Origin of the sequence: Streptococcus pseudopneumoniae IS7493 (assembly GCF_000221985.1) — a bacterium.
GTDB lineage: Bacteria > Bacillota > Bacilli > Lactobacillales > Streptococcaceae > Streptococcus > Streptococcus pseudopneumoniae.
In genome coordinates this window covers 1,453,798-1,467,454 of record NC_015875.1, presented here as the reverse complement: position 1 = coordinate 1,467,454, position 13,657 = coordinate 1,453,798, and the positions used below count along the sequence as shown (strand labels likewise).

The window sequence follows — 13,657 nt, the reverse complement described above, 5'->3', positions numbered from 1 at the left end:
ATATTTTTGTTCAATGTAAAATGGACTAGGATAGGGAAAAAATGCCAGAAAATGGTATAATAGGATGAAAGTGTTTTGATAGGGAGGATATCAGGGATGAATTTTCAACAATTATCCAATCTGCAATATTGGACCAGTTTGTTTGCAAGTCCATGGACGATAGCTATCAATCTGATTGATATTTTGATTGTTGCTTATATTTTATACCATTTTACAAAAGCTATTGCAGGAACCAAGATTATGATTTTGGTACGTGGAGTTTTGGTGTTTATTTTAGCTCAAATCCTTGCAAATATGATTGGTTTGACTACGATTTCTTGGTTAATCAATCAAATTATTACTTATGGGGTTATTGCGGCGGTTGTTATCTTCTCTCCAGAGATTCGGACTGGTTTGGAACGTTTGGGAAGAGCGACAGATTTCTTTTCCAATGCCCCTATTAGTGCTGAGGAACAGATGATTCGTGCTTTTGTTAAGTCTGTTGAATACATGAGTCCTCGTAAAATCGGGGCCTTGGTTGCTATTCAGCGTGTACGTACCTTGCAGGAGTATATTTCGACAGGAATTCCCTTGGATGCTAAGATTTCTGCAGAACTTCTCATTAACATTTTTATTCCCAACACTCCCCTACATGATGGTGCGGTGATTATCAAAGAAGAACGTATTGCTGTGACGTCTGCCTATCTGCCCTTGACAAAAAACACAGGGATTTCCAAGGAATTTGGGACCAGACACCGGGCGGCTATCGGTTTATCAGAAGTCTCAGATGCCTTGACTTTTGTCGTATCAGAGGAAACGGGAGGAATTTCGATAACCTATAATGGAAGCTTTAAGCACAACCTAACACTTGATGAATTTGAAACAGAATTACGTGAAATCTTACTTCCAAAAGAGGAAGCGGGTCTTAGTTTTAAAGAACGATTGCTAGGAGGATGGAAACATGAAAAAAAATAGTTTATATATCATATCCTCACTCTTTTTTGCTTGTGTCTTATTTGTCTATGCTACGGCGACGAATTTTCAAAACAGTACCAGTGCTAGGCAGGTAAAAACGGAAACCTATACGAATACAGTAACAAATGTTCCTATTGACATACGCTATAATAGTGATGAGTATTTTATTAGCGGTTTTGCTTCAGAAGTCTCAGTGGTCTTGACTGGTGCAAATCGCCTATCGCTAGCTAGTGAAATGCAAGAAAGCACACGTAAATTCAAGGTTACTGCTGACCTAACAGATGCCAGTGTTGGAACGATTGAAGTTCCTTTGAGCATTGAAGATTTACCCAATGGGCTGACCGCTGTGGCGACTCCGCAAAAAATTACAGTCAAGATTGGGAAGAAGGCTCAGAAGGATAAGGTAAAGGTTGTACCAGAGATTGACCCTAGTCAAATTGATAGTCGGGTACAGATTGAAAATGTCACGGTGTCAGATGAAGAAGTGTCGATTACGAGTGATCAAGAGACATTGGATAGAATTGATAAGATTATCGCTGTCTTGCCAACTAGCGAACACATAACAGGTAATTACAGTGGTTCAGTACCTTTGCAGGCAATCGACCGCAATGGTGTTGTCTTACCGACAGTTATCACTCCCTTTGATACAACAATGAAGGTAACTACAAAACCAGCAGCACCAAGTTCAAGCACATCAAATTCAACTACAAGCAGTTCATCGGAGACATCTTCGTCAACGAAAGCAACTAGTTCAAAAACGAATTAAAAATAGAAAAAGGATTTTATAAAAATGGGTAAATATTTTGGGACTGATGGAGTCCGTGGAGAAGCTAATGTGGAACTTACTCCAGAATTAGCTTTTAAGCTAGGACGTTTTGGAGGCTATGTTCTTAGTCAACATGAAACGGAAGCACCGAAAGTCTTTATAGGACGTGACACACGTATTTCAGGGGAAATGCTAGAATCTGCCTTGGTAGCTGGTCTTCTATCTGTAGGAATTCACGTATACAAACTAGGTGTTCTGGCGACACCAGCAGTAGCTTACTTGGTAAAAACTGAGGGAGCAAGCGCCGGTGTCATGATTTCTGCTAGCCACAACCCAGCCCTTGATAATGGAATCAAGTTCTTTGGCGGTGATGGCTTCAAACTAGATGATGAAAAAGAAGCAGAAATTGAAGCCTTGCTAGATGCTGAGGAAGACACTCTTCCTCGTCCAAGTGCAGAAGGCTTAGGAATTTTGGTAGATTATCCAGAAGGCTTGCGTAAGTATGAAGGATACCTTGTTTCAACTGGAACTCCTCTTGATGGAATGAAGGTTGCCTTGGATACAGCTAATGGAGCAGCTTCTACCAGTGCCCGTCAAATCTTTGCAGACCTTGGTGCCCAATTGACGGTTATCGGGGAAACACCAGACGGTCTTAACATCAACCTTAATGTTGGTTCAACACATCCAGAAGCCCTTCAAGAAGTGGTCAAAGAAAGTGGGTCAGCTATTGGTTTGGCCTTTGATGGAGACAGTGACCGCTTGATTGCTGTTGATGAGAATGGTGACATCGTCGATGGTGACAAGATTATGTACATCATCGGAAAATACCTTTCTGAAAAAGGACAATTGGCTAAAAATACAATTGTGACAACTGTGATGTCTAACCTTGGTTTCCACAAGGCCTTGAATCGCGAAGGTATTAACAAGGCAGTTACTGCAGTTGGTGACCGCTACGTTGTTGAAGAAATGAGAAAATCAGGCTACAACCTTGGTGGTGAACAGTCTGGTCACGTTATCTTGATGGATTACAATACCACAGGTGATGGTCAATTATCCGCTGTCCAATTGACAAAAATCATGAAGGAAACTGGTAGGAGCTTGTCAGAGTTGGCAGCAGAAGTAACCATCTATCCACAAAAATTAGTCAATATCCGAGTGGAAAATGCCGTGAAGGAAAAGGCTATGGAAGTGCCAGCTATCAAGGCTATCATCGAGAAGATGGAAGAAGAAATGGCAGGGAATGGTCGTATCTTAGTACGCCCAAGTGGAACAGAGCCCCTCTTGCGTGTTATGGCAGAAGCGCCTACCACAGAAGAAGTTGACTACTATGTTGATACCATCGCAGACGTAGTTCGAGCTGAAATTGGGATGGACTAAAACTTAGAAAACTAGATGAAAATAAAAAATTATGGTACAATAGCTTATAATATTGTAGCCGAGGGAGAAAGATATGAATCTTAAACGTGAACAAGAATTTGTTAGTCAGTATCATTTTGATGCGCGTAATTTTGAATGGGAAAATGAAAATGGAGCTCCTGAAACTAAGGTGGATGTGAACTTCCAATTGCTCCAACATAATCAAGAAAATCAAGTGACTTCCTTGATTGTCATCTTGACATTTATGATTGTATTTGATAAGTTTGTCATCAGTGGAACCATTTCACAGGTAAATCATATCGATGGCCGTATTGTCAATGAACCAAGTGAATTGAGCCAAGAAGAAGTGGAAACTTTGGCTCGTCCATGTTTGAATATGCTCAACCGTTTGACTTACGAAGTAACTGAAATTGCATTAGACTTACCAGGAATCAATTTGGAGTTCTAATATGAAACTAGCTGTTATCACAGATTCTTCTGCCTATCTCAGTGCAGAGACCTTGCAAAGAGAAGATTTGTATGTCTTGGATATTCCTGTCAATATTGATGGTGAGGAGTATGTCGAAGGCATCAATCTGACTGCTGAGGAATTTTACCCAAAAATGGCTCAGGCTTCTGAATTGCCTAAGACCAGTCAACCAAGTATTGCCAAGTTAGATGAGATCTTAACTTCGCTCAAAGAACAAGGTTATACACATGCCTTGGGGCTGTTCCTATCTTCTGGAATTTCAGGTTTTTACCAAAATATCCAGTATATGGTGGATGACTATGAGGGTTTAACCATTGCTTTCCCAGACACTTTGATTACAAGCGCTCCCCTAGGCATCATGGTTGAAAGCGTCTTTAACTGGCGAGATCAGGGCGATGATTTTGCTATCATTCAGGATAAGCTAGCTATTCAAATCAGCCGTACGTCAGCTTTTATCATGGTAGATGACCTGGATCATTTGGTAAAAGGTGGGCGCCTTTCAAATGGGGCTGCCATTTTGGGCAATTTGCTTAGCATTAAGCCAATCCTTTATTTTAACGATCAAGGTGTGATTGAAGTTTACGAAAAAGTTCGTACGGAAAAGAAAGCAACCAAGCGCTTGATTGAAATCATCAAGGAAACAACGGCTTCAGGCCAATATCGGGTCATTGTCATTCATGGGAATGCTCCTGAAAAGGCTGAAGAATTGCGTCACCACTTGATTGAATCTGGAGTGGGTACGGATATTTCACTAGCTACATTTGGTAGTGTCATTGGAACCCACCTAGGAGCAGGAAGTATTGCTCTAGGTTATATTCCAGTGATTTAGTTGGCACTTTTAGACTAGTTAAGATGCCTTGTATCTTAGCAATTGAACACGGACTACCTGCCTCTTGAAAAAAGATGCCTGTCTTGCCTTTCGTGGCAAGTCAGCGTCATTCCCTATTTTTCATGGGCAGCTAAGGTCCTTTGTATCTTGATAATTGAACACGCCTGGGACCCTGTGTGAAAAAGATAGTTCTTCCAAGGAGTAGACACTTCTTGATCAGAATTCCTATTTTCACTTTGTGTTCTTACAGGCCTTGTATCTTAGCAATTGAACACGGACTACCTGCCTCTTGAAAAAAGATGTCTGTCTTGCCTTTCATGGAAAGTCAGCGCCATTCCCTATTTTTCATGGGCAGCTAACGTCCTTTGTATCTTAGACAGGAGTAGAGATGAGTATTCGAGTAATTATTGCCGGTTTTAAGGGAAAGATGGGCCAAGCTGCTTGTCAGATGGTCTTGGCTGATCCAGACTTAGACTTGGTAGCAGTTTTGGATCCTTTTGAGTCTGAGTCAGAATGGCAGGGAATTCCTGTTTTCAAGGATAAGACTGATTTAGCAGGCTTTGAAGCAGATGTCTGGGTAGACTTTACTACACCAGCTGTTGCCTATGAAAATACACGCTTTGCTCTTGAAAATGACTTTGCTCCAGTAGTTGGCACAACAGGCTTTACTAGTGAAGAAATTGCAGAGCTAAAAGAATTTTCTCGTGAACAAAATTTGGGTGGTTTGATCGCTCCAAATTTTGCCTTGGGTGCTGTCTTGCTCATGCAATTTGCAAGACAGGCTGCCAAATATTTCCCAAATGTGGAGATTATCGAGCTCCATCATGACAAGAAAAAGGATGCTCCGAGTGGAACAGCTATTAAAACAGCTGAGTTGATGGCGGAAGTTCGAGAGTCTACTCAGCAAGGTGCGCCTGATGAGGAAGAATTGATTGCAGGTGCCCGTGGTGCTGACTTTGATGGTATGCGTATTCACTCAGTTCGTTTACCAGGCTTGGTAGCCCATCAGGAAGTCATCTTTGGCAATCAGGGAGAAGGATTGACCCTCCGTCATGACTCCTATGATCGCAGCTCCTTCATGACAGGGGTGAATTTGGGAATTAAAGAAGTTGTCAAGCGTCATGAGCTTGTCTATGGATTAGAACACTTATTATGAGATTAACGCAAATGCCTTCTGAATTTCAGAAGGCTTTACCAGTATTAGAAAAAATTAAAGAAGCAGGTTTTGAGGCCTATTTTGTTGGGGGCTCTGTTCGAGATGCCCTTCTCAATCGTCCCATCCATGATGTGGATATCGCAACGTCTTCTTATCCAGAAGAGACCAAGCAGATTTTTCCGCGAACAGCCGATATCGGAATCGAGCACGGAACCGTCTTGGTCTTAGATGGCGATGAGGAGTATGAGGTGACCACCTTTCGGACAGAGGATGTCTATGTGGACTATCGCAGACCCAGTGCGGTTTCCTTTGTGCGCTCGCTAGAAGAAGACCTCAAACGCCGTGATTTCACAGTCAATGCCTTTGCCTTAGATGAGACAGGAGAAATTGTTGACTTGTTTCATGGTTTAGACGATTTAGAAAACCAAGTCTTGCGGGCAGTTGGAGTGGCTAGTGAGCGTTTCAACGAAGATGCTTTGCGGATTATGCGTGGTTTCCGTTTTCAGGCCAGTCTTGGCTTTGAACTTGAGCCAGAAACGTTTAAAGCTATGAAGACCTTGACGCCACTTTTGGAGAAAATTTCTGTAGAGCGTACTTTTGTTGAGTTTGATAAACTCTTGCTGGCTCCGTTTTGGAGAAGGGGCTTGGTTTCCATGATTGAGAGTCAAGCTTATGACTATCTCCCTGATATGGCAGCTAGCCAGGACAAGCTTAACAGACTGTTTGATTTGGAGACTGATTTCACCTTTGAATCCTCTGAACAAGCCTGGGCGGCTTTACTATGGGCTTTGGAGATTGAAAATGCGCAGCCATTTTTGAAGGCTTGGAAGACCTCACGCCAGTTTGCCAAGCAAGTTCAGGATTTGCTGACTATTTTGGCCTTGCGTGAAAAGGGAGAATTGAGGAAGCGCGATTGTTATCGCTTTGACTTGGATTTACTTTTACAGGCTGAAAATCTTCGTCAGGCCCAAGGAAAAGAAGTTAACCCACAAGCTATCACAGAAACCTACCAGAGTCTGACCATTCATGACAAGAAAGAAATTCAGATTAATGGTGGCATTTTGATTAAGGAATATGGCTATCAACCGGGACCAGACTTGGGAGAGATTTTAACAGAGATTGAGTATGCCATTGTCGATGGAGAATTGGAAAATGACCGTCAAGCCATCCATGCTTACCTGAGGGAGAAAAAATGAGTGATTTTATTGTTGAAAAACTAAGTAAATCCGTCGGTGACAAGACCGTTTTTAAGGATATTTCCTTTATCATCCATGACTTGGATAGAATTGGTCTAATCGGTGTCAATGGGACTGGTAAGACCACCCTTTTAGATGTTCTTTCTGGTGTTTCTGGCTTTGATGGGGATGTCAGTCCCTTTTCAGCTAAGAATGATTACCAGATTGGCTACTTGACTCAAGATCCTGATTTTGATGATAGCAAGACGGTCTTGGATACGGTTCTTTCCAGCGACCTCAAGGAAATCCAGCTCATTCGTGAGTATGAGTTGATTATGCTCAACTATAGTGAGGACAAGCAGGCGCGTTTGGAACGTATCATGGCAGAAATGGACTCTCTCCAAGCTTGGGAAATCGAGAGTCAGGTCAAGACGGTTCTTAGCAAGCTGGGGATTCAGGATTTATCTACTCCAGTTGGGGAATTGTCAGGTGGTCTAAGAAGACGGGTTCAGTTGGCGCAAGTTCTTCTTGGCAACCACGACCTCTTGCTGCTGGATGAGCCGACCAACCATCTGGACATTGCGACTATTGAGTGGCTGACCCTCTTTTTGAAAAATTCTAAGAAGACGGTTCTTTTTATTACCCACGACCGTTATTTCCTAGACGCTTTGTCAACACGTATTTTCGAGTTGGATCGAGCAGGCTTGACCGAGTACCAGGGAAATTATCAGGATTATGTTCGCCTCAAGGCGGAACAGGATGAGCGCGATGCGGCTCTTCTCCACAAAAAGGAACAACTTTATAAGCAAGAATTGGCCTGGATGCGTAGACAACCGCAGGCGCGTGCGACCAAGCAGCAGGCTCGTATCAATCGTTTCCACGATTTGAAGAAAGAAGTTTCAGGTGGCGTTGCTGAAACAGACTTGACCATGAACTTTGAAACCAGTCGGATTGGGAAGAAAGTCATCGAGTTTCAGGATGTTTCCTTTGCCTATGAAAACAAGCCTATTTTGCAAGATTTTAATCTCTTGGTGCAGGCTAAAGATCGTATTGGAATTGTTGGGAACAACGGTGTTGGGAAATCAACCCTCCTCAACTTGATTGCAGGAAGTCTTGAGCCGACAGCAGGTCAAGTTGTGATAGGGGAAACTGTTCGCATCGCCTATTTCTCTCAGCAAATTGAGGGCTTGGATGAGAGCAAGCGAGTGATCAATTACCTGCAGGAAGTAGCAGAAGAAGTCAAGACCAGCGGTGGTTCTACGACTTCGATTGCAGAGTTGCTGGAGCAGTTCCTCTTCCCACGTTCAACGCATGGAACCTTGATTGAGAAATTGTCAGGTGGAGAGAAAAAGCGTCTTTATCTCCTCAAATTGCTCTTGGAAAAACCAAATGTTCTCCTCTTGGACGAGCCAACCAATGACCTGGACATTGCTACTCTTACAGTTTTGGAGAATTTCTTGCAAGGCTTTGCAGGGCCTGTCTTGACAGTTAGCCATGACCGCTATTTCTTGGATAAGGTAGCGACCAAGATTCTGGCTTTTGAAGATGGTAAGATTCGTCCTTTCTTTGGTCATTACACTGATTACCTTGATGAAAAAGCCTTTGAAACAGAGATGGCCAATCAAGTGCAAAAGGCCGAAAAGGAGAAAGTGGTCAAGGTTCGTGAAGACAAGAAACGCATGACCTACCAAGAAAAGCAGGAGTGGGCAAGCATTGAAGGCGATATTGAAGCCTTGGAAAATCGTATCGTTGCTATTGAAGAGGAAATGCAGGCCAATGGTTCTGACTTTGGTAAGCTGGCTACTCTCCAAAAAGAATTGGACGAGAAAAACGAAGCACTCCTTGAAAAATACGAACGCTATGAATATCTAAGTGACTTTGATAGCTAGAAGAATAGAAAAATCCTGTCTCATGGACAGGATTTTTCTATTCTTTTTTTGTTTCTTGATGAAAGATATTTTGCCAAGTTTCATGGCGACGCCAGATACTGGTGTGGATGATACCATCTAACTCATAGCTGATGAGTTTGGTCTTTTGACTGATGGAAGTGATTTGGATGTCCTTGATAGCTGCATTCAAGTCTTTTTCTGCTTTATAGGCCTCTTTATCCATCTGCTTTCCGTCTTGGCGAATATAGACAAAATCATCAGCCAATAGTTCTTCCAGTTGATTTCCTTGGTCAATCAATTGTTCACGCATAAGCAATTTCTTATAGACATTGTCTAAAATTTCATCCTCAGGGATAGGCGCTGGCTCAATATGGACATCGGTATCAAAAACCCCAAAACGTTCCTCCAGCATAGACTCGACCTGATCCGCGATTTCATGACTCTCAAAAACAGACAGGTCAGGGTTCATCTCTAGCGTAATATCCAGGTAGATGTTGCTACCGTAGGTACGACCTCTTTGGGACTTAACCTTGCTGATTTTGGGAATTTCCATGATGGCCTTTTGATAATCCTCAAGCAGACGGTCGTCAAAGCCATCCGAAAGGCTAAAGGAAGACTCGATGAAGATATCATAGGCAGTCTTCAAGATAAAGAAAGTGATGATGATAGCAACCAGTTTATCCACAATGGGATAATTGAAACTACTAGCTAGGATGGCAATGGTGGTTCCAAGTGAGGTGACAGCATCAGAAAGATTGTCCTTTGCTGCGGCCTTCAGTGCCTTGGAGTTGGATTTCTTACTGAGGCGAGTATTGTAGAGATAGACCACAAACATGATCGCTGCAGACATAATTCCTAGAGTTGCACCCAGAGGATCAATGACCGTTTCTTCCCGACTGAGAATCTTTTGAATGGTATCCCTTAGAACATCAAAGCCAACATAGAACATGATGATGGAAGTGATTAAGCTAGCCAAATCCTCAATCTTCCAGTGGCCAAAACGGTGGTCTCGGTCAGCAGGCTGGCGTGCCATCCTGATTCCAATCAAGAGGGCCACATTTCCAATGATGTCCGACACGTTGTTGAAACCATCGGCCACCAAACTGGATGAATGAAGAAGATGGCCAGTAGCCAATTTCGCTGCAGACAAGAGCAGGTAGGTTGAAATACTGATAATGGCACCACGTTCAGCTAACTTGAGATTTGAGATAGATTGCTTCATTCAACTTCCTTTCTAGTCATATAGCATTCTACCATTATACTGGTTTTCAAGGGAAAATTCAAATAAGGTAGTTTTTACTCTTTTAAAACTCCCCAAAATTTGGTATAATAGTACTACTCAAGGGAGTAGCTGGCAGAAACCTGTGATAGTGTCGTCATTCCGAATTTTATACTGAAAAGTATGTTTTCCGGCCCTATCTTAAACAGCGAGACTTGTTATGATTAACAGGTCTCTTTTTGTTTGTCGTGAAAAGATGCGATGAGGGAAAAGAGAGTCTGTTTTGCACACAATGTCAAGGAGGAGACACATGTCAAAAGAACAAGAACGCCAAGCGTTTTACACTCAGAGTCCTGAAGAGGTCTTGAAGGCTGTGGATGCGACCGAGCAAGGTTTGTCATCAAGTGAGGCGGAAAAGCGCCTTGCCGAATTTGGCCACAATGAACTCGAAGAAGGCGAGAAACGATCAATCCTGGTCAAATTCATCGAGCAATTTAAGGATTTGATGATTATCATCCTAGTTGCAGCAGCAATCTTGTCAGTCGTGACTTCTGGTGGGGAAGATATCGCAGATGCCATTATCATTTTAGCCGTGGTTATCATTAACGCTGCCTTTGGTGTTTACCAAGAAGGAAAAGCAGAAGAAGCTATCGAAGCCCTCAAATCTATGTCTAGTCCAGCTGCCCGCGTTCTGCGTGATGGGCACATGGCTGAGATTGACTCTAAAGAATTGGTACCTGGAGATATCGTTGCCCTTGAAGCTGGTGACGTAGTACCAGCAGACCTACGTTTGCTAGAAGCTAACTCTCTTAAGATCGAAGAGGCTGCTCTGACAGGTGAGTCTGTACCGGTTGAAAAAGACTTGACAGTCGAGCTTGCGACAGATGCTGGTATTGGTGACCGTGTCAATATGGCCTTCCAAAACTCAAACGTAACCTACGGTCGTGGGATGGGAGTTGTTGTCAATACAGGTATGTACACGGAAGTTGGTCATATCGCGGGCATGCTTCAAGACGCTGATGAGACGGATACACCCCTCAAACAAAACTTGAACAACCTTTCTAAGGTCTTGACCTATGCAATCTTGGTCATTGCCCTTGTTACTTTTGTAGTGGGTGTCTTTATTCAAGGGAAGGATCCACTTGGTGAGTTGTTGACTTCTGTTGCCCTTGCCGTTGCAGCCATTCCAGAAGGACTTCCTGCTATCGTGACCATCGTTCTTTCCCTTGGTACTCAAGTTTTAGCCAAACGACATTCCATCGTTCGTAAGTTGCCAGCAGTTGAAACACTTGGTTCAACTGAAATCATCGCTTCTGATAAGACTGGTACGCTGACCATGAACAAGATGACGGTTGAAAAAATCTTCTACGATGCAGTCCTACATGACTCAGCTGATGACATTGAACTGGGTCTTGAAATGCCCCTCCTTCGTTCAGTTGTCTTGGCCAATGATACGAAAATCGATGTGGAAGGCAATCTCATTGGTGATCCAACCGAAACAGCCTTTATCCAGTATGCCTTGGACAAGGGATACGATGTCAAAGGATTTTTAGAGAAATATCCTCGTGTAGCTGAGTTGCCATTTGACTCTGACCGTAAACTCATGTCAACGGTTCATCCACTTGCAGATGGACGCTTCCTCGTAGCAGTTAAAGGTGCCCCAGACCAACTCTTGAAACGTTGTGTTCTTCGTGATAAGGCTGGGGATATTGCTCCGATTGATGAGAAGGTCACAAACCTCATTCATACAAACAACTCTGAAATGGCTCATCAAGCCTTGCGTGTCCTTGCAGGTGCGTATAAGATTATCGATAGCATTCCAGAAAACCTCACTTCTGAAGAGCTGGAAAATAATTTAATCTTCACTGGTTTGATTGGGATGATTGATCCTGAACGTCCTGAAGCCGCTGAGGCTGTTCGTGTGGCTAAGGAAGCTGGAATTCGTCCAATCATGATTACAGGTGACCACCAAGACACCGCAGAAGCTATTGCCAAACGTTTGGGAATCATTGATGCAAACGATACAGAAGACCACGTTTTAACTGGTGCTGAGCTCAACGAATTATCTGATGAAGACTTTGAAAAAGTTGTTGGTCAATACTCTGTTTATGCCCGTGTGTCTCCAGAGCACAAGGTTCGTATCGTCAAGGCTTGGCAAAAACAAGGTAAGGTCGTTGCCATGACAGGTGACGGTGTCAATGATGCCCCAGCTCTGAAAACAGCAGACATCGGTATCGGTATGGGAATCACTGGTACAGAGGTTTCTAAGGGGGCTTCTGATATGATTCTTGCAGATGATAACTTTGCGACTATTATCGTCGCAGTGGAAGAAGGACGTAAGGTCTTCTCAAACATTCAAAAGACTATTCAGTACCTACTTTCTGCCAATACTGCTGAAGTATTAACCATCTTCCTATCAACCTTGTTTGGTTGGGATGTCTTACAGCCGGTTCATCTTTTGTGGATCAACTTGGTAACGGATACCTTCCCAGCTATCGCTCTTGGTGTTGAACCTGCGGAGCCTGGTGTCATGAATCATAAACCACGTGGACGCAAGGCAAGCTTCTTCTCAGGTGGTGTTTTGAGTTCTATCATTTATCAAGGTGTACTCCAAGCAGCTCTTGTTATGAGTGTTTATGGCCTTGCGATTGCTTACCCAGTTCATGTGGGTGACAATCATGCTATTCATGCAGATGCCCTAACGATGGCCTTTGCAACCCTTGGTTTGATTCAGCTCTTCCATGCTTACAATGTCAAGTCTGTCTACCAATCCATCTTGACAGTTGGTCCATTCAAGTCTAAGACCTTTAACTGGTCCATCTTGGTATCCTTTATCCTTCTCATGGCAACAATCGTTGTAGAACCGCTTGAAGGAATCTTCCACGTAACCAAACTAGACTTGTCACAATGGGGAATTGTTATGGCTGGAAGCTTCTCAATGATTATCATCGTCGAAATCGTTAAGTTTATTCAACGCAAACTCGGTTTTGACAAGAATGCGATTTAAGGGAGGTTTCGGATGTCAGCATATCAATTACCGACCGTATGGCAGGATGAAGCTAGTAATCAAGGAGCTTTTACGGGGCTAAACAGACCAACAGTAGGTGCCCGTTTCGAACAAAACTTGCCAAAAGGAGAACAAGCTTTTCAGCTTTATTCACTGGGAACACCAAATGGTGTGAAGGTTACTATCTTATTGGAAGAATTACTAGAAGCTGGTTTTAAGGAAGCGGCTTACGACTTGTATAAGATTGCTATCATGGATGGGGATCAATTCGGATCAGACTTTGTGAAGCTCAATCCAAATTCCAAGATTCCAGCCTTATTGGACCAGTCAGGTACTGAAGATGTAAGAGTCTTTGAGTCTGCTCATATTCTTCTTTACCTTGCTGAGAAATTTGGAGCCTTTTTACCAAGTAATCCTGTGGAAAAGGTAGAAGTTTTGAATTGGCTATTCTGGCAAGCAGGTGCAGCACCTTTTCTAGGTGGGGGATTTGGACATTTCTTCAATTATGCTCCTGAAAAATTGGAATATCCTATTAACCGTTTTACAATGGAAGTGAAACGCCAGTTGGATTTATTGGATAAGGAATTGGCTCAGAAACCTTATATTGCAGGCAATGACTATACGATTGCAGATATTGCTATCTGGTCTTGGTATGGACAGTTAGTTCAAGGAAATCTTTACCAAGGTTCTGCAAAATTCTTGGATGCCTCAAGTTATCAAAATCTAGTAAAATGGGCAGAAAAAATTGCCAATCGTCCAGCTGTTAAGCGTGGCTTGGAAGTAACTTATACAGAAATTAATACTCTTTGAAAATCT

11 protein-coding genes are annotated in these 13,657 nt (G+C 42.9%); 10 read left to right on the top strand and 1 reads right to left on the bottom strand.

Annotation, left to right across the window (positions count from 1 at the left end):
- Nucleotides 1-96 precede the first annotated feature (96 nt).
- The 8 genes from cdaA to SPPN_RS07510 all read left to right on the top strand — a co-directional run bounded on the left by cdaA (nucleotide 97) and on the right by SPPN_RS07510 (nucleotide 8,615).
- Nucleotides 97-954: a diadenylate cyclase CdaA gene (gene cdaA, locus SPPN_RS07545; protein ID WP_001011065.1), complete on the top strand. Its 858-nt coding sequence runs from the start codon at nucleotides 97-99 to the stop codon at nucleotides 952-954.
- The gene (locus SPPN_RS07540) at nucleotides 941-1,720 is read left to right on the top strand and encodes a CdaR family protein (protein WP_000742288.1); all 780 of its coding nucleotides are present in this window, start codon (nucleotides 941-943) and stop codon (nucleotides 1,718-1,720) included. The genes cdaA and SPPN_RS07540 overlap by 14 nt, the downstream gene beginning before the upstream one ends.
- 24 nt (nucleotides 1,721-1,744) lie before the next feature.
- Entirely contained in the window at nucleotides 1,745-3,097 is a 1,353-nt protein-coding gene (glmM, locus tag SPPN_RS07535; protein WP_000521437.1) for a phosphoglucosamine mutase, read from the top strand.
- A gap of 73 nt (nucleotides 3,098-3,170) precedes the next feature.
- A complete protein-coding gene (locus SPPN_RS07530; RefSeq protein ID WP_001050094.1) occupies nucleotides 3,171-3,545 on the top strand; it encodes a DUF1149 family protein in 375 nt (124 codons plus the stop codon).
- A 1-nt stretch (nucleotide 3,546) separates the two neighbouring features.
- Entirely contained in the window at nucleotides 3,547-4,395 is an 849-nt protein-coding gene (locus SPPN_RS07525) for a DegV family protein (protein WP_000762177.1), read from the top strand.
- Nucleotides 4,396-4,783: 388 nt separating this feature from the next.
- Nucleotides 4,784-5,551, top strand: a complete 768-nt coding sequence (dapB, locus tag SPPN_RS07520; RefSeq protein ID WP_000027875.1) for a 4-hydroxy-tetrahydrodipicolinate reductase — start codon at nucleotides 4,784-4,786, stop codon at nucleotides 5,549-5,551.
- Nucleotides 5,548-6,747 carry a CCA tRNA nucleotidyltransferase gene (locus SPPN_RS07515; protein ID WP_014017307.1) on the top strand — a complete coding sequence of 400 codons (1,200 nt, stop codon included), beginning with the start codon at nucleotides 5,548-5,550 and terminating at the stop codon, nucleotides 6,745-6,747. The genes dapB and SPPN_RS07515 overlap by 4 nt, the downstream gene beginning before the upstream one ends.
- Nucleotides 6,744-8,615, top strand: a complete 1,872-nt coding sequence (locus SPPN_RS07510; RefSeq protein WP_001279109.1) for an ABC-F family ATP-binding cassette domain-containing protein — start codon at nucleotides 6,744-6,746, stop codon at nucleotides 8,613-8,615. Before SPPN_RS07515 ends, SPPN_RS07510 begins: the two co-directional genes overlap by 4 nt.
- Before the next feature lie 37 nt (nucleotides 8,616-8,652).
- On the opposite strand, the gene mntE is transcribed toward SPPN_RS07510, so the two are convergent.
- Nucleotides 8,653-9,837 carry a CDF family manganese efflux transporter MntE gene (mntE, locus tag SPPN_RS07505; protein ID WP_000813942.1) on the bottom strand — a complete coding sequence of 395 codons (1,185 nt, stop codon included), beginning with the start codon at nucleotides 9,835-9,837 and terminating at the stop codon, nucleotides 8,653-8,655.
- A gap of 307 nt (nucleotides 9,838-10,144) precedes the next feature.
- Between mntE and SPPN_RS07500 the strand changes: the two genes are divergently transcribed.
- The gene (locus SPPN_RS07500) at nucleotides 10,145-12,841 is read left to right on the top strand and encodes a cation-translocating P-type ATPase (protein WP_000032388.1); all 2,697 of its coding nucleotides are present in this window, start codon (nucleotides 10,145-10,147) and stop codon (nucleotides 12,839-12,841) included.
- 12 nt (nucleotides 12,842-12,853) lie between these two features.
- Complete coding sequence (yghU, locus tag SPPN_RS07495; RefSeq protein ID WP_001277412.1) at nucleotides 12,854-13,651, top strand: glutathione-dependent disulfide-bond oxidoreductase; 798 nt, start codon at nucleotides 12,854-12,856, stop codon at nucleotides 13,649-13,651.
- Nucleotides 13,652-13,657 lie beyond the last annotated feature (6 nt).